This is a genomic window from Streptomyces sp. NPDC111656, from assembly GCF_055656965.1.
In genome coordinates this window covers 835,353-851,520 of the sequence record NZ_JBVKCA010000002.1, presented here as the reverse complement: position 1 = coordinate 851,520, position 16,168 = coordinate 835,353, and the positions used below count along the sequence as shown (strand labels likewise).

Sequence of the window (16,168 nt, the reverse complement as noted above, 5' to 3'; positions counted from 1 at the left end):
GGTCGACCGCCACGATCCACTGGGGAAAACCCCACCCCTTGAGGTAAAAGCGAAGGCCGCCGCGCGGTGTACCTGGATGTGCTCGCGAGGTGAAATGGGAAGTGACCGCGAGGTGCGGACGGGAACCTGGTGACACCTGAGCCGGGCGAGTGCGTGAACCCGGCGACGGGCGAGGCGGACGAGTCTCTGACATGTCCCCGATAGCCAATGCGTGACGGGCTGCTTACCGTCTCTTTAGCAGGCCCTAGACTCCCGTCCGTACAGATCGTCGAACGGGGCGCATCACAGCGTGCGCGACGGGGCGTGCGCCGGGCGCAACGAGGTCAGGGAGTGAGGGGCTGACGTGCCGGAACCGACCGTTGTCACGGCAACCGGGGCCGTCGTCGCGGCGAGCTACTTCCAGTCGTACTCGGTCGTCGGACTGCTCGTCGTCGTCGGCGTGCTCTTCGTCGCCGTCGCCTTCGGGGCGGGCCGCCTGCTGCGGCCGGTGGTCCCGACCCCCGAGAAACTCCTGACGTACGAGTGCGGCGTCGACCCCGTCGGCGAGGGCTGGGCCCACACCCAGGTCCGCTACTACGTCTACGCCTTCCTCTACGTCATCTTCGCCGTCGACTCGATCTTCCTCTTCCCCTGGGCGACCGTCTTCGCCGCGCCCGGCTACGGCGCGGCCACCCTCGTGGAGATGTTCATCTTCCTCGGCTTTCTGGCCGTGGGCCTGCTGTACGCATACAAGAAGGGCGTCCTGACATGGACGTGACCCCCTCGGACGTGACCCCCTCGACGCCCTCCGAGCCGGCGCCGCTGCCCGAGCAGGTGCTGCCCGAACCGGTGGTGCATTCCGAGCCCGTGCTGCTTCCCGAGCCGAAGCGGCTCGGTGTGCTCTCCCGGCTGGCCCCGGAGCCGATGAAGGTGGTCCTGAACTGGGGCCGCCGCTACTCGCTCTGGGTCTTCAACTTCGGCCTCGCCTGTTGCGCCATCGAGTTCATCGCCGCGTCGATGGCCCGCCACGACTTCATCCGGCTCGGCGTGATCCCGTTCGCACCGGGTCCGCGCCAGGCCGACCTGATGGTCGTCTCCGGCACGGTCACGGACAAGATGGCCCCGGCCGTCAAGCGCCTCTACGAGCAGATGCCCGAGCCGAAGTACGTCATCTCCTTCGGCGCGTGCTCCAACTGCGGCGGCCCGTACTGGGACTCCTACTCCGTCACCAAGGGCGTCGACCAGATCATCCCGGTGGACGTCTACGTCCCGGGGTGCCCGCCCCGCCCCGAAGCGCTGCTGCAGGGCATCCTCAAGCTCCAGGAGAAGATCGCCCGGGAGTCGCTGGGGGAGCGCTACAGCTCCTCGCCGCGTCCGTCGGCCGCCGCCCTCCAGAGCGACCTGGTGCGTCCGCCCGCCGTGGGGGAGGACCGATGACCGTCGGCTGGCTTCCCGCCCCCGTAGAGGAGCTCTTCGGCCCGGAGGCCACGGCCGAGGAGTCGTACGAGGTCCTGACGGTCGACGTACCGCCGACCGCCTGGCTCCCCGCCCTGGAGACCGCGCGCGACTCGCTGGGCTGCACCTATTTCGACTGGCTGAGCGCCGTCGACGAACCCGGCATGGGCTTCCGCGTCGCCGCGCACGTGGTGGCCCTGTCTCCCGTACGCCGCCTCCTCGTCCGTACGACCGTCCCGCACTCGGCACCCGTCCTGGCCACGGCGGTCTCCGTGTACGCCGGCGCCGGCTGGCACGAGCGCGAGACCCACGAGATGTTCGGCGTCACCTTCGAGGGCCACCCGGGCCTCGACCCCCTTCTTCTCCCCGAGGGCTTCGAAGGCCACCCTCTCCGCAAGGACTTCGTCCTCGCCGCCCGCGTCGCCAAGGCCTGGCCCGGGGCGAAGGAGCCGGGGGAGTCCGAGCACGGTGGCCCCAAGCGTCGCCAGATGCTTCCGCCCGGCGTACCCGACCCCAACGAATGGGGTCCCCTGAAGGGCCAACTCCCCCCGGCCCCCGCCCGCCCGGCGCGCGGAGCGGCCCGAGCCGCGGGCGACCGCCCGGTACGGCGGGCCCGCACCGCGGGCGAGGGCTCGGCGAGCCAGACCACCACCACCGGCGACCCGGGAACCGGTCCCGCCGCCGGTGCCACCACCACCGCTGCCGCCGCCGGCGCGCAGGCCCCCACGTCCCCTCGCCGGGCGCGCAGCGCCGGCCAGGGCTCGGCCAGCCAGCAGGCCGGGGCCCCGGCCGCCGACGAACAGGCGCCTTCGACGGCCGCCCCCGCGGCCCCGGGGACCGCCGAGCCGACGCCTCCCGCAGGGCCCCGCCGCACGCGCAGCGCGAGCCAGGGCTCGGCGACACAAAGGGCACAGGCCACCGAGCAGCCGCCCGCTGCCGCGGCGCCGCGCAGCTCCGACGCCCCTTGGCACCACGCCCGCCCCGCGTTCGACGAGCCGAAGCAGGAGCCGAAGCAGGAGCCGAAGCAGGAGCCGAAGCCGGAGCGGGCGCGGGAGTCGAAGCCGGAGCAGGAGCAGGAGCCGGAGTCCAGGTCGGAGTCGAAGCCGGGGGCCACCCCGGAGCCCGCGGCTGCCCCGAGTCCGGACCCCGAGGCCACCACGAAACCCCCGGCATCCCCCGAGCCGGACTCTGAGCCGGACTCCGACTCCACCCCCGCTCCCGAAGACCCCGCTCCCGAAGACCCCACCCCCAGAAACCCAGCCGGAGGCACGCAGTGAACGACGCTCTCGACGTCGCCCTACGCCTCCTCGTCGTCTTCGTCGTGTTCCTGACGTTCCCCTTGATCGTCGGTCAGACCGAGCACAAGGTGATGGCCCACATGCAGGGCCGCCTCGGCCCGATGTACGCCGGCGGCTTCCACGGCTGGGCCCAACTCGTCGCGGACGGTGTCAAGTTCGCGCAGAAGGAAGACATCGTCCCCGCGGGTGCGGACCGCCGCATCTTCCAGCTCGCCCCCGCCGTCGCCCTTCTCCCGTACCTCCTCGTCCTCCTCGCCATCCCGATCGGCCCGGGTGAGGGCGCCGTCGGCCAGGTCGTCGACGCGGGCATCTTCTTCGTTCTCGCCGTGATGGGCGTGGGTGTCCTCGGCTCGCTCATGGCGGGCTGGGCCTCGGCCAACAAGTTCTCCCTTCTCGGCGGCCTGCGCACCGCCGCGCAGCTCCTCGCGTACGAACTCCCGATGCTGCTGACCGCCGCCTCCGTCGCGATGGCGGCCGGCACGGTCTCGCTGCCCGGCATCGTCGCCGCCTTCGAGTGGTGGTGGGTGCCCTGGCAGATCGTCGGCGCGGTCGTCTTCTTCGTGGCGGGCCTCGCCGAACTCCAGCGTCCGCCCTTCGACATGCCCGTCGCCGACTCGGAGATCATCTTCGGCGCGTACACCGAGTACACCGGTCTGCGCTTCGCCCTCTTCCTCCTCGCCGAGTACGCCGGAATCGTCGTCCTGTGCGGTCTGACCACCGTCCTCTTCCTGGGCGGCTGGCACGGCCCGTGGGGTGCCGACGGCCTCGGCTGGGTCTGGACCCTTCTGAAGACGGCCCTCCTCGCCTTCGTCGTGATCTGGCTGCGCGTCACCTACCCCCGCCTGCGCGAGGACCAGCTCCAGAAACTCTCCTGGACCCTCCTCGTCCCCCTCTCTCTCGCCCAGATCGCCCTCACCGGCATCGTCAAGGTGGTGATCTCGTAACCATGGCTGAGCCTCTTCCGCCCACCCGTCCCCGCATTCCAGGCTCCGGACTCGCCAAGGGCCTGGCCGTCACCCTCCGCACGATGACGAAGAAGACCGTCACCGCGCAGTACCCGGACGCCCAGCCCGAACTCCCGCCCCGCTCCCGCGGCGTCATCGGCCTGTTCGAGGAGAACTGCACGGTCTGCATGCTGTGCGCCCGCGAGTGCCCGGACTGGTGCATCTACATCGACTCCCACAAGGAGACGGTCCCGCCGTCCGCCCCCGGTGGCCGCGAGCGCAGCCGCAACGTCCTCGACCGCTTCGCCATCGACTTCTCCCTGTGCATGTACTGCGGTATCTGCATCGAGGTCTGTCCTTTCGACGCGCTGTTCTGGTCCCCGGAGTTCGAGTACGCGGAGACCGACATCCACGAACTCACCCACGAGCGAGACAAGCTCCGCGAGTGGATGTGGACGGTTCCGGCCCCGCCCGCCCTCGACCTCGGCGCGGAGGAACCGAAGGAACTGGCCGCCGCCCGCAAGACCGCCGACAAGCTCGCCGCCGAGGCAGCCACGGCAGCCGAGGCAGCCGAACTCGCGGCGCAGACAGCCGAACAGGCTCCCCAGCCCGAACCCCCGGCCGGCGGCACGACTACGACCACGGGCACGAACACGGACCCGACCACGGGCACGCCCGAGCCCTCCAAGCCCTCCGACCCGCAGGACGGTGCGTCGTGAGCCTCGCAGCAGCCACGGCCGCCGCGGCGCGGGCCACGACCACCGCCGCCCAAAGCCACGGCTTCCTCTCCCCGACGGGCGTCGAGATCGCCTTCCTCCTCGTCGGCCTGGTCACCTTCGGCGCCGCCATCGTCACCGTCACCACCAAGCAGCTGGTGCACGCCGCCCTGTGGCTGGTGATGGCGCTCGGCGGCCTCGCCGTCGAGTACCTCCTGCTCACCGCCGAGTTCATCGCCTGGGTGCAGGTCCTCATCTACGTCGGTTCCGTCGTCGTCCTCCTTCTGTTCGGTCTGATGCTCACCAAGGCGCCGATCGGCCGCTCCCCGGACGCCGACTCGGGCAATCGCTGGGCCGCCCTCACCGTGGCCGTCGCCGCGGCCGTCGCCCTCGTCTGGGTGGTCGTGGACGCCTTCCGCACCACTTGGGTCGACCTGAAGGGCCCCGCCGCCGGCTCCACCGAGGTCACCGGAGCGAGCCTCTTCCAGAACTGGGTCCTCCCCTTCGAGGCACTCTCCGTCCTCCTCCTCGCCGCCCTGGTCGGCGCGATCGTCCTCTCCCGCAAGGCGAAGGGGGACCCGACGACCCCCGCGAACGCGACCACCCCCGCGGGCACCGCCACCCCCTCGGGTGCCCAGAGCCGCCGGAGCGAGAAGGAAGGGACCCGCTGATGCACCTCGCCTATCCCGCCGTGCTCTCCGCCCTCCTCTTCTGCACGGGCCTGTACGGAGTCCTCGCGCGCCGCAACGCGATCCTGGTCCTGATGTCCGTCGAGCTCATGCTCAACGCCGTCAACCTGAACCTCGTCGCCTTCGACGTCTGGCTCTCCAGGACCGCCCGCGACACGCTCCACTCCGGCCAGGCCCTGACCCTGTTCACCATCGCCATCGCGGCCGCCGAGATCGGTATCGGCCTGGCGATCGTCCTCGCCGTCTACCGGGGCCGCGGCACCTCGGACATCGACAAGCTCCGCGAGACCGCCGAGGGCCCCGCCCCGGACGGCTCCCACGGCGACGGCACCGAAGAAGCCCCCGTCACGGGAGACGAGAAGGCTGAGGCCACCGCGTGACCACGACCACCCTCGCCGTCCTCGTCCCCCTCCTTCCGTTCCTGGGCGCCGCGGCCGGACTCCTCCTCGGCCGCACGGCCCCCGGCTATGTCCGCCCCCTCGCGGTACTCCCGTCCCTCACCTCGCTCGTCCTCGCCGTACTGGTCGCCGTGCGCCAGGGCGGCGGCCAGGCCATCAGCGCGGCCACCGAACTGACGCCCACCGGCTCGGTCCCGATCGAACTCGCCCTGCACATCGACGGCTTCGCCGCCCTCGTCGCCGTACTCGTCGGCGTCGTCGCCTCCTGCGTGCAGATCTACTCGACGGGCTACCTGCGCGACGACCCGCGCTACCCCTCGTACGCCGCTCTCGTCTCCCTCTTCACCTCCGCGATGCTGCTCGTCGTCTACTCCGGCGACCTGATCGTGCTCCTGGTCGGCTGGGAGGTCATGGGCATCTGCTCGTACTTCCTGGTCGGCCACTACTGGGAGACCCCCGAGGCCCGCGCAGCCTCGATCAAGGCCTTCCTGGTCACCAAACTCGGCGACGTCCCCTTCCTCATCGGTCTGTTCGCCCTGGGCACCGACGCCGGGTCCTTCCGCATCACCACGGTCCTCGGCACCGTCGCGAGCGGCGGACTGCACCATCCGACGCTGATCGCCCTGCTGCTCCTCGCCGGCGTGGCGGGCAAGTCGGCGCTGTTCCCGCTCCACACCTGGCTGCCCGACGCGATGGCGGGCCCGACACCCGTCTCCGCCCTGATCCACGCCGCGACGATGGTCGCCGCCGGTATCTACTTCGTCGCCCGGCTCCTCCCCGTCTTCCAGGCCTCCTCGGCCGCGATGGTGGTCCTCGCCGTCATGGCAGCCGTCACGATGGCGGGCTCGGCTCTCGCCGCACTCGCCCAGGACGACATCAAGCGGGTCCTCGCGTACTCGACGATCGGCCAGCTCGGCTACATGGCCGGCGCCCTCGCCGTCGGCGACCGCGGTGCCGCCGTCTTCCACCTCCTGTCCCACGGCGCCTTCAAGGCGCTGCTGTTCCTCGCCGCCGGCGTGATCATCCACGCCTCCGGCACCAACTCGCTGGCCGTCATGTCCCGCATGACGGGCCTGCGATCCCGCGTCCCCGACGCCTACTGGACGATGACGGTGGCGCTGTTCGCGCTCGCCGCGATCCCGCCGTTCAGCGGCTTCTTCTCCAAGGAGGCCGTACTCGGCGCGGCCGAGCACGTCGCCACCGGCCACACCGAGCACGCCCCCGGCTCCGCGGGCTGGATCGTCCTCGTCGCAGGTCTGGTCACCGCCGTACTCACCGCCGCGTACGCGATCCGGCTGTGGCTGCTGGCCTTCCACGGCTGGGGCGTCGAGGCCCCCGACCACGGCAAGGAGCCGCGCAGCATGACCGTCGTGCTGTGGGTGCTCGCCGTCCCTTCCCTCGCTTTCGGGCTCGCGTACGGCCCACTGCCCGACTGGTTCGACGGCCGTGACCTGACACCGGTCCTCACCACCTCCGTCCTCGGCACGGGGCTCGCCCTGGTCGGCGGGATCGTCACCTACGGTGCCTGGCGGCACACCACCGCGCCGGCTCCCCACATCCCACTGGGTGCGGTCGCGGCCCACCCCGACGCCGACGCCGGGGTGGTCGAGGCAGAGGCGATCGCCAGTCACGCGCCCGCGTTCGGAGACGTGGCCTACGCTCCCGACCCGGCGGATCCCGGACGGCTGCTGCTCGGCCCGCTGCACCGGCACGCGGCCGTCGGATTCCACCTCGACGCCGTGTACAACGTGCTGTTCGTCCGCCCCGTCCAGGCCGGAGCCGCACTCGTCCGGTTCCTCGACCGTGAGGTCGTCGACACCTACGTACGCGGTGCGGCCGCCCTACCCCGCCTGCTCGGCGCCGCCGTACGGCGCGCGCAGACCGGCAATGTGCAGACCTATGTGAGCGCGCTGCTCGCCGGCACCGTCGTCCTGGTGGTCGCCGCCCTCCTCGTCGCCACGGGAGCGTGAGCAGGCGTGATCGATATCAGTGAATCCGTGATGCAGATTCTTCTCGCATTGATCGTCGTCGGGCCGCTCATCGGCGCCGCCGCCGCTCTCCTGCCCGCGCCGCCCGGACTGAAGGGGAAGTCACCGGACCAGGCCGTGCTGCGGCACGGCGTGATCGTCACCGGCGTGGTGCTCATCGCCGCGATCGTCCTCGCGCTCGGCTTCGACCACGACACCCCGGCCAAGGCACAGCAGATGCAGGCCACGACGGACATCAGTTGGATCCCCGCACTCGACGTGCGGATCCACCTCGGCATCGACGGCATTTCCCTCCCCCTTCTGGTCCTGACCGCGCTGCTGACCTTCCTCTGCGCGCTCTACAGCTACTTCAAGATGCCCGCGGGGCCGACCCCGAAGGCCTTCGTCGCGCTGCTGCTCGTCCTCGAGTCCGGCACCCTCGCGACCTTCGCCGTCCTCGATCTGCTGCTGTTCTTCCTCGCGTTCGAGATGGTGCTCATCCCGATGTACTTCCTCATCGCCCGGTGGGGCGGTGCGCAGCGCCAGGCCGCGGCCTGGAAGTTCATCCTCTTCACACTGCTCGGTTCGGTCGTCATGCTGCTGGGCCTGCTCCTGATCGGAATCAAGGCGGGCACATTCGACATGGTGGCACTCGCCACTGACAACGGCCGGTCGCTGACCACATCCGTGCAGGTCATCGCCGTTTTGGCGATCGGAATCGGGCTCGCGGTCAAGACGCCGATGTGGCCGCTGCACAGCTGGCTGCCGGACGCCCACACCGCCGCGCCGACCGTCGGCTCGGTCCTACTGGCCGGCGTACTGCTGAAGATGGGTACGTACGGTTTCGTCCGGATTCTGCTGCCGATCGCGCCGGACGGGATGCACACCTTCGCCCCCTACCTCGCCGCCTTCGCCGTGGTCGGGATCATCTACGGATCCCTGGCCTGCCTGGCCCTCGCGAAACAGGGCGCGAAGGGCGATCTCAAGCGGCTCATCGCGTACTCGTCCGTCGGCCACATGGGATTCGTCCTGCTCGGCATCGCGACGATGACCCCGACCGGGGTGAACGGCGCACTGTTCGCCAACATCGCCCACGGTCTCATCACCGGACTCCTCTTCTTCCTCGTCGGGGCGCTGAAGGACCGCACCGGCACCACCGACCTCGACACCCTCGCCGAGGGGACCGGCGCCGCGCTCTACGGCAAGGCCCCGCGTCTCGGCGGACTCCTCGCCTTCGCCGCCGTCGCCTCCCTCGGGCTTCCGGGCCTCGCCGGATTCTGGGGCGAGATGCTGGCTCTGTTCGGCGCGTTCAAACCCGCCGCCGACCTCAGCCGTCCCGCGTATCTGACGTTCATGGCGATCGCCGCCTTCGGCACGCTGCTCACGGCCGCGTACATGCTGGTCGTCGTACGCCGTGTGTGCATGGGCGAGACCCCGCGGCAGGAGGCGCCGAAGCTCGCCGACGTCCAGAGCTACGAGTTCGCGGCCTGGACGCCGCTCGTCGCCCTCACCGTCGTCGCCGGTCTGTGGCCCAAGGCCCTCCTCGGCCTGACCGACCCGGCCGTACAGCAGCTCCTCGCAGGAGGCACCCGATGAGCTCCCTGGTCCAGTCCGTCGACTGGCTCGCGATCGCGCCGCCCACCCTCGCCGCGGTCGTCGGACTCGTCGTGCTCGTCGCCGACCTCTTCATCGGAGAGGAGAAGAAGGCGGTACTCGGCTGGGTGTCGGTGGCGGGGCTCGCCGCGTCCGCACTCCTGTTGCTGCCCCTCCGGGACGGCGACCGCGCCACCTTCTGCCTGACGGGCGACGCGCACGCCTGTAGCTACACGGCGGACCGCTTCACCCTCGTCATCCAGTTCCTGGTCCTCGGCGGCGCGCTCCTGGCAGCACTGCTGTCGGTCACGGCCCTGAAGGACGCCAACAAAGACCTCCCCGAAGGGGAGTTCTGGTTCCTGTTGCTCTCTTCGGCCGCGGGCGCCGCCCTGCTGCCCGCCTCCCGCGACCTCGCGACACTCATCGTCGCTCTCGAAGTCGCCTCACTGCCCGCCTTCGCACTCGTCGGCATCAAACGCGGCGACAAGAAGTCCTCCGAGGCGGCCCTGAAGTTCTTCCTGTCCTCCGTCACCGCGACCGCCGTCAGCCTCATGGGCGTCAGCTTCGTCTACGCGACGACCGGCAGCCTCTACCTGACCCAGATCGCGGACAAGATCCAGCACGTCGACGGACAGTTCCACACCCTCGCCCAGGCGGGCGTCGTCCTCACCCTGGTCGGCTTCGCCTTCAAGACGGCCGCCGTGCCCTTCCACTTCTGGGTGCCCGACACCTACGTAGGGGCGCCTTTGCCGGTCGCCGCCTACTTGTCGGTCGTCGGCAAGGCGGTCGGCTTCTCCGGCCTGATCCTCGTCACCGTCGTCGCCCTCCCTTCGTACGGGGACGTCTGGGGCCCGGCGCTCGCCGCGCTGGCCGCCCTCACCATGACCGTCGGCAACGTCGGCGCCCTGCGCCAGCAGGCCACACGCGCGTACAGCGCGGTCCGCCTGCTCGCCTGGTCCTCCGTCGGCCAGGCCGGCTACCTCCTGGTCCCGATCGCGTCCGCCGCCTACTCCAAGGACGCCGACAGGGCCATCGGCTCCACCGTCGCGTACGCCCTGATGTACGCGGTGGTGAACCTCGGCGCCTTCGCCGTGGCCGCCCTCGTCGCCCGTACGAGCCCCCTGAACCGCATCAGCGACTACCGGGGCCTGTACGCGAGGAGCCCCCTGTCCGCGCTGATCCTCGGCTTCTTCCTGCTCTGCCTCGCGGGACTGCCGCCGGGCATCATCGGGCTCTTCGCCAAGGTCACCGTCTTCGCGGCGGCCGTCGACGCGGGGCTCGGCTGGCTGGCCGTGGTCATGGCCGTCAACGTCGTGATCGCGCTCTTCTACTACCTCCAGTGGACGACCCTGCTCTTCCGAGCCCCCGAGGGGGAGCCCGTAAAGCACCGCGTCCCTGCCTCACTGACCGCCGCGATCGCCCTGACGGCCGTCCTGGGCATCGCCCTCTCCGGAGCACCCCAGCTGGCCCTGCGCTTCTCCGCGACCGGCCTGTTCTGAGAGCGTCACCCGGACCGTCACCCGGACGGTCCACGTGCGCTGTCGCGCGCACAAGGGAACTAGTGCTCCTCGCCTGGCGTTGACCAGTGCGGGAGGTTCCACTGAAAAGTGGAAGCAAGGTATCAGCAAGCAAAGGGTTCCCCTGCCGCACCACTTGGAGGGCGTACCGTGCACCGCCGGCACAATGGGCTCAGGACCGCCGTACTCCTCGGGGGACTGTCCGCACTCATCATCGTCATCGGCAGCTTCTTCGGGCGTACCGGCCTCGTCGTCGCGCTGTTCATCGCGATCGGGACGAACGCGTACGCGTACTGGAACAGCGACAAACTGGCTCTACGCGCGATGCGCGCACGCCCGGTGAGCGAATTCGAGGCCCCGGCCCTGTATCGCATCGTTCGGGAGCTCTCGACCCAGGCCCGGCAGCCCATGCCGCGCCTGTACATCTCACCGACCGAAGCGCCGAACGCGTTCGCGACGGGGCGCAACCCGCGCAACGCGGCGGTGTGCTGCACCGACGGAATCCTGCGCATCCTGGACGAACGCGAGCTGCGCGGCGTCATCGGCCACGAGCTCAGCCATGTCTACAACCGCGACATCCTGATCTCGTCGGTCGCGGGCGCCCTCGCCTCCGTGATCATGTTCCTGGTGAATTTCGCCTGGCTGATCCCGGTCGGCCGTTCGAACGACGACGAGGGCCCCGGCATCCTCGGCATGTTGCTGATCATGATCCTGGGTCCGCTCGCCGCGTCCCTCATCCAGCTGGCCATCAGCCGCTCCAGGGAGTACGAGGCGGACGCGTCCGGCGCCCAGCTCACCGGCGACCCCCTCGCCCTCGCCAGTGCCCTGCGCAAGCTCGACGCGGGCACCAAACAACTGCCGCTGCCTCCCGAGCCGCGCATCGAGACCGCGAGCCACATGATGATCGCCAACCCCTTCCGCCCGGGCCAGGGAATGTCGAAGATGTTCTCCACGCACCCGCCGATGGCGGAGCGCATCGCCCGGCTCGAGCAGATGGCAGGTCGCCAGCAATGAAGACAATCCTGAACGTCATTTGGCTCGTCCTGAGCGGCTTCTGGCTGTTCCTCGGCTACTTGGCCGCCGGCGTGCTGCTGTGTATCACCATCATCGGCATCCCGTTCGGCATCGCGGCCTTCCGTATCGGCGTCTACGCCCTGTGGCCCTTCGGCTATACGACGGTGGAGCGCCGCGACGCGGGCGCCCCCTCCTGCATCGGCAATGTCCTGTGGCTGATCCTCGCGGGCTGGTGGCTCGCCCTCGCCCACATCGTCACCGGCATCCTGCTGTGCATCACGATCATCGGCATCCCGTTCGGCATCGCCAACTTCAAGCTCATCCCGGTCTCGTTGCTCCCGCTGGGCCGCGAAATCGTCCGCACGGACGAGCCGTTCGCCACGCGCTGACGGGGCGGCGCGGGGGTGCAGAATCCGAAGTACGCCGTAGCGGCGTACAGCAACAGGGGCGTCGGCGAGTCGATATGGGCGCTGTGCAAGGACGCCACTGACGAGCTCTACGCCGATCCGCTCCCTCCCTCGCGCGTCCGGTACGACCTGCTCGGCTGCGCACCCCGGGGCGAGCTGGCCGGGGCCGTGGAGCGGGCCCGCACCACGGGCTCCGCTCCGTTGGGCAGCCTATTGGTGCGGACCCTCGACGCCACACACACCCCGGTCGGGGAGGAATGGCCACTGGAGTACGCACGGGTTCTCGGTGACCGCCCGTGCGCGCTCGACCCGACGCTGCGCGACATCACCGTCGAGGCATCGGAGGTCCCGGACACCCAGTCCGAACACCCCCAACGGCCGTTACTCTCCGCGGGACATCGACTCCTGGGCGCGGACGGCGAGCCGTGGGGCCACTGCAGGGACCTCAGCCAAGTCCCGGGCGAATTCATCGCACCGGTGGACCCGCCGGTGCGCCTGCTCGGCTGCTCCCCGCGCGGATCCCTGCGCGAGGCGCTCGAAGCGGGCGACGAGGACCTGGGACACGCCCGCGTGTTGCGCCTCAACTGGGTCGGCCGGACGGTCGGCTCCGTACTCGAAGGCGAGATCATTGCGTGGATCCCCTCCGCGCACGGCCGGGGCCTGGTCGATCTCACGCTCGACCCCTGGTCGCGGCGGCTTCCCAGAGCAGCCCGCGAGGCGTGGGACGTGTGGTGGCGCGAACGCCAGTCCGAGCCGAACAGCTGGGCCCGATGCAGCTCGCAGGGGCGCGAGTTCTGGCTCGACCGGGCACGGGAAGCAGCGAATCCGTACGAGCCCGACCCAGAGCCAGGCTCCACCTACCACCTCGACGGCCGCCACGTCACCGACGCGCCGGCCTTCCACTGCGCGCTGGGCGAGGCGGTGAACGGTCCCGGCGGCTACTTCGGCCACGACCTGAGCGCCGTCGCCGACTGCCTGCGAGGCGGCTACGGCGCCGAGCCGCCCTTCACCCTCGTCTGGCACGACGCCGACGTCGCCCGCACCTGCCTCGGCGTGACGCCGTACCGCGACCGCAGACCCCCGACATTCGAGGAACTGCTCACCTTCCTCACCGATAACGGCGTCGACGTACGCATCGCCTGATGGGTTATCCACAGGCCGCCCGATTGTCAGTGGCGCGCTGCATCATGAAGCCATGACCGAAATCGAGCAGTTGCTGGCACGGGTCGGTACGGAGGCCCGCAACACCCGCCCGTGGGGCTGGCCTTCGCTCCCCGCGCCCGTGGACGCGGCGACGGTCACCCGCGCCGAAGCCGTGCTGGGCTTCACCCTGCCGCCACTGCTCGCCGCGCTCTACCTACAGATAGGGGACGGCGGCTTTGGTCCGGAGTACGGCCTGTTGCCGCTGCTCGACGGCTCCCCGTCCGGCGAGCCGGCCGCCGTCCCGCAGTATCTCGCCCACCGGGAGAGCGGCCGCCAGGACCCCGACTGGCCCTGGCCGGAGGGCGTTCTGCCGATATCCCACTGGGGCTGCGGGATGTACGCGTGCGTGGACTGCCGCAGTCCCCGGGGCACGGTCCTGCTCTTCGAGCCGAACGCCGACGAGGCCGACCACGCCTGGTACGTGGACGCACCCGGCCTACAGGCGTGGCTGGACACCTGGCTGGAGGGCTCCGGCTGGTACGAGGAGTCCAACGACGACACGGACTTGGCCCCTTGGCCCGACTTCCGCATACGTACGGCGGCGGCACAGGCCTCGTAGCGACCTGCCCGCCATCGACGGCCGCCGATGGCTACCGCGAGGCCGCCCACCGCCTCACGCCATACGCCGCCCACCCCCTCACGCCGTACGCCGCCACCGCCTCACGCCGTACGCCGCCATCCCCACACCCAGCACAGCCGCGCCCACGACCACCGAAAGCGCCGGAAGCGCGAACGCCAGGGTCACGCACCCGACGAGTCCCACCACCGGCACCAGCCGCGCCGCCGGAGCGGGGCTCAGGGTCCACGCCGACGCGTTGGCCACGGCGTAGTACGCCAGTACACCGAAGGAGGAGAACCCGATCGCGCCCCGCACGTCCACCGTCGCGGCCAGCGCGGCGACCACCGCGCCCACGGCCAGCTCCGCCCGGTGCGGCACCTGGAAACGCGGATGCACGTCGGCCAGGGTGCCCGGCAGATGACCGTCGCGGGCCATGGCCAGCGTCGTCCGTGAGACGCCCAGGATCAGGGCGAGGAGCGAGCCGAGCGCGGCCACGGCCGCACCCACCCGTACCACCGGCACGAGCCCCGGCACACCGGCCGTCCGCACCGCGTCGGCCAGCGGCGCCGACGCACGCCCGAGCCCCTCCGGCCCCAGCACTGAAAGGACCGCCACCGCGACCGCCGCGTACACCACGAGCGCGATACCCAGAGCCGTCGGGATCGCGCGCGGAATGGTGCGCGCCGGATCCCGTACCTCCTCACCGAGCGTCGCGATCCGCGCGTATCCGGCGAACGCGAAGAACAGCAGCCCCGCCGCCTGAAGCACCCCGCCCGCGCCACCGGAGACCCCGACGTCCAGCCGCCCGGCGTCGGAGGCGTCCGATCCGAGACACACGACCACCACGGAAGCGAGGACCGCGAGGACCACCGAAACGATCAACCGGGTCAGCCGGGCGGACTTGTGCATGCCGCCGTAGTTCACCGCGGTGAGGGCCACCACGGCCCCGACCGCCACCGCGTGCGCCTGCCCCGGCCAGACGTACGCGCCCACGGTGAGCGCCATCGCCGCACAGGAGGCCGTCTTCCCGACGATGAACGACCAGCCCGCCAGATACCCCCAGAAGGCGCCGAGACGCTCACGCCCGTACACATAGGTGCCACCGGAGGCGGGATACAGAGCGGCCAGCCGTGCCGAGGACATCGCATTGCAGTACGCGACCACGGCCGCGATCGCGAGCCCGAGGAGCAGACCGGACCCGGCCGCCCGTGCGGCCGGGCCCAACGCCGCGAAGATCCCGGCACCCACCATCGACCCGAGGCCGATGACCACGGCGTCCCCGACGCCCAGGGTGCGCCGCAACTCGGATCCGGACTGTGCCATGGGCGGCACCCTACTGATCGCTGCAACCGACCGCCGCCGACCAGGCGTCCTTCCCGACAACGCGCCACGAACACCAGCACGACCACCGGCTGCTCGAACTCGAAGGCATGAGACAGCAGGTCCGGAGCAGGATCACAGCACAGGCACAGCGCGGAGAGGCAGGTTCAGGGCATGGGCATCATCAGCTGGATCATTCTGGGACTGTTGGCCGGAGCCATCGCCAAATTCCTGCTGCCGGGCCGTGACCCGGGCGGCTTCATCGGAACGACCGTCATCGGCATCGCGGGCGCCTTCATCGGCGGCTGGATCTCCGCGCGCTGGCTGGACCACCCGATCGCCAAGCAGTTCTACGACGGTGCCACGTGGGCCGCCGCGATCGGGGGCTCGCTCGTCCTGCTCATTCTCTACCGCATCCTGTTCGGCGACTCGCGCCGTTGAGCGCGCCCCCTAGGCCGCAGCCAGCAGGCGAGAAGGGTGGGCACCCCCGGGGGCCCACCCTTCCTCGTACGCGAAACTTTCCTCGTACGCGTAATGAACCACCGGCCGAAGCCGTTGGCGGCCGATGGCTACCGGTAGTTCACGAACTGCAGCGCGAAGTCGAAGTCCTTGCCCTTGAGCAGTGCCTGCACGGCCTGCAGGTCGTCACGGCTCTTCGAGCTGACGCGCAGCTCGTCGCCCTGCACCTGTGCCTTCACGCCCTTCGGGCCCTCGTCGCGAATGATCTTCGCCACCTTCTTCGCGTTGTCCTGGGAGATGCCCTCCTCGATGGACGCGAAGATCTTGTACTCCTTGCCGGAGAGCTGGGGCTCGCCCGCGTCCAGCGCCTTCAGCGAGATACCGCGCTTGACCAGCTTGGTCTCGAACACATCGAGGACGGCCTTGACCCGCTCCTCGGAGTTCGCCTCCATCAGGATCTTCTCGCCGGACCAGGAGATGGAGGCGCCCACGTTCTTGAAGTCGTAGCGCTGCGAGATCTCCTTGGCGGCCTGGTTGAGGGCGTTGTCGACCTCCTGCCGCTCGACCTTCGAGACGATGTCGAAACTGGAGTCGGCCATGTCCTGTGGCTCCTTGTATCGGGGTGCGTAGGGGCGGCCGTCGAGCCCGGC

17 protein-coding genes are annotated in these 16,168 nt (G+C 70.4%); 15 read left to right on the top strand and 2 right to left on the bottom strand.

The features are described 5' to 3' along the window. Positions 1 to 343 precede the first annotated feature (343 nt). The 14 genes from ACZ7M3_RS09470 (at position 344) to ACZ7M3_RS09405 (ending at position 13,739) form a co-directional block, all read left to right on the top strand. Positions 344 to 757 (top strand): NADH-quinone oxidoreductase subunit A, encoded by a 414-nt coding sequence (locus ACZ7M3_RS09470; RefSeq protein ID WP_121415350.1) that lies wholly within the window; start codon positions 344 to 346, stop codon positions 755 to 757. After that, the gene (locus ACZ7M3_RS09465; protein ID WP_472061954.1) at positions 748 to 1,416 is read left to right on the top strand and encodes an NADH-quinone oxidoreductase subunit B; all 669 of its coding nucleotides are present in this window, start codon (positions 748 to 750) and stop codon (positions 1,414 to 1,416) included. The genes ACZ7M3_RS09470 and ACZ7M3_RS09465 overlap by 10 nt, the downstream gene beginning before the upstream one ends. Then, complete coding sequence (locus ACZ7M3_RS09460) at positions 1,413 to 2,711, top strand: NADH-quinone oxidoreductase subunit C (protein WP_472061952.1); 1,299 nt, start codon at positions 1,413 to 1,415, stop codon at positions 2,709 to 2,711. Before ACZ7M3_RS09465 ends, ACZ7M3_RS09460 begins: the two co-directional genes overlap by 4 nt. Beyond that, positions 2,708 to 3,676: a complex I subunit 1/NuoH family protein gene (locus ACZ7M3_RS09455; RefSeq protein WP_095853145.1), complete on the top strand. Its 969-nt coding sequence runs from the start codon at positions 2,708 to 2,710 to the stop codon at positions 3,674 to 3,676. Before ACZ7M3_RS09460 ends, ACZ7M3_RS09455 begins: the two co-directional genes overlap by 4 nt. Before the next feature lie 2 nt (positions 3,677 to 3,678). Further along, the gene (locus tag ACZ7M3_RS09450; RefSeq protein WP_472061950.1) at positions 3,679 to 4,395 is read left to right on the top strand and encodes a NuoI/complex I 23 kDa subunit family protein; all 717 of its coding nucleotides are present in this window, start codon (positions 3,679 to 3,681) and stop codon (positions 4,393 to 4,395) included. Then, the gene (locus ACZ7M3_RS09445; protein WP_472061948.1) at positions 4,392 to 5,063 is read left to right on the top strand and encodes an NADH-quinone oxidoreductase subunit J family protein; all 672 of its coding nucleotides are present in this window, start codon (positions 4,392 to 4,394) and stop codon (positions 5,061 to 5,063) included. The genes ACZ7M3_RS09450 and ACZ7M3_RS09445 overlap by 4 nt, the downstream gene beginning before the upstream one ends. Further along, positions 5,063 to 5,461: an NADH-quinone oxidoreductase subunit NuoK gene (nuoK, locus tag ACZ7M3_RS09440; protein WP_351302415.1), complete on the top strand. Its 399-nt coding sequence runs from the start codon at positions 5,063 to 5,065 to the stop codon at positions 5,459 to 5,461. The genes ACZ7M3_RS09445 and nuoK overlap by 1 nt, the downstream gene beginning before the upstream one ends. After that, positions 5,458 to 7,449, top strand: coding sequence for an NADH-quinone oxidoreductase subunit 5 family protein (locus ACZ7M3_RS09435; protein WP_472061947.1), 1,992 nt, complete (start codon positions 5,458 to 5,460; stop codon positions 7,447 to 7,449). Before nuoK ends, ACZ7M3_RS09435 begins: the two co-directional genes overlap by 4 nt. Positions 7,450 to 7,455: 6 nt before the next feature. Continuing rightward, the gene (locus tag ACZ7M3_RS09430) at positions 7,456 to 9,042 is read left to right on the top strand and encodes an NADH-quinone oxidoreductase subunit M (protein WP_355302996.1); all 1,587 of its coding nucleotides are present in this window, start codon (positions 7,456 to 7,458) and stop codon (positions 9,040 to 9,042) included. Next, positions 9,039 to 10,538, top strand: coding sequence for an NADH-quinone oxidoreductase subunit N (locus ACZ7M3_RS09425; RefSeq protein ID WP_472061945.1), 1,500 nt, complete (start codon positions 9,039 to 9,041; stop codon positions 10,536 to 10,538). The genes ACZ7M3_RS09430 and ACZ7M3_RS09425 overlap by 4 nt, the downstream gene beginning before the upstream one ends. Positions 10,539 to 10,706: 168 nt before the next feature. Continuing rightward, complete coding sequence (htpX, locus tag ACZ7M3_RS09420; protein ID WP_351302427.1) at positions 10,707 to 11,570, top strand: zinc metalloprotease HtpX; 864 nt, start codon at positions 10,707 to 10,709, stop codon at positions 11,568 to 11,570. Continuing rightward, the gene (locus ACZ7M3_RS09415; protein ID WP_351302430.1) at positions 11,567 to 11,959 is read left to right on the top strand and encodes a YccF domain-containing protein; all 393 of its coding nucleotides are present in this window, start codon (positions 11,567 to 11,569) and stop codon (positions 11,957 to 11,959) included. The genes htpX and ACZ7M3_RS09415 overlap by 4 nt, the downstream gene beginning before the upstream one ends. 15 nt (positions 11,960 to 11,974) lie before the next feature. Beyond that, positions 11,975 to 13,120, top strand: coding sequence for a barstar family protein (locus ACZ7M3_RS09410; RefSeq protein ID WP_472061943.1), 1,146 nt, complete (start codon positions 11,975 to 11,977; stop codon positions 13,118 to 13,120). Between the two features lie 52 nt (positions 13,121 to 13,172). Beyond that, the gene (locus ACZ7M3_RS09405; RefSeq protein ID WP_472061941.1) at positions 13,173 to 13,739 is read left to right on the top strand and encodes an SMI1/KNR4 family protein; all 567 of its coding nucleotides are present in this window, start codon (positions 13,173 to 13,175) and stop codon (positions 13,737 to 13,739) included. Positions 13,740 to 13,817: 78 nt separating this feature from the next. Here ACZ7M3_RS09405 and ACZ7M3_RS09400 read toward each other — a convergent pair whose 3' ends face one another. Then, complete coding sequence (locus tag ACZ7M3_RS09400; RefSeq protein WP_472061939.1) at positions 13,818 to 15,062, bottom strand: APC family permease; 1,245 nt, start codon at positions 15,060 to 15,062, stop codon at positions 13,818 to 13,820. A gap of 171 nt (positions 15,063 to 15,233) precedes the next feature. Between ACZ7M3_RS09400 and ACZ7M3_RS09395 the strand changes: the two genes are divergently transcribed. Continuing rightward, positions 15,234 to 15,500: a GlsB/YeaQ/YmgE family stress response membrane protein gene (locus tag ACZ7M3_RS09395; protein ID WP_054228314.1), complete on the top strand. Its 267-nt coding sequence runs from the start codon at positions 15,234 to 15,236 to the stop codon at positions 15,498 to 15,500. A 128-nt stretch (positions 15,501 to 15,628) separates the two neighbouring features. On the opposite strand, the gene ACZ7M3_RS09390 is transcribed toward ACZ7M3_RS09395, so the two are convergent. Continuing rightward, on the bottom strand, positions 15,629 to 16,117 hold the full coding sequence (locus tag ACZ7M3_RS09390) for a YajQ family cyclic di-GMP-binding protein (protein WP_054228329.1): 489 nt from the start codon (positions 16,115 to 16,117) through the stop codon (positions 15,629 to 15,631). Positions 16,118 to 16,168: the final 51 nt, after the last annotated feature.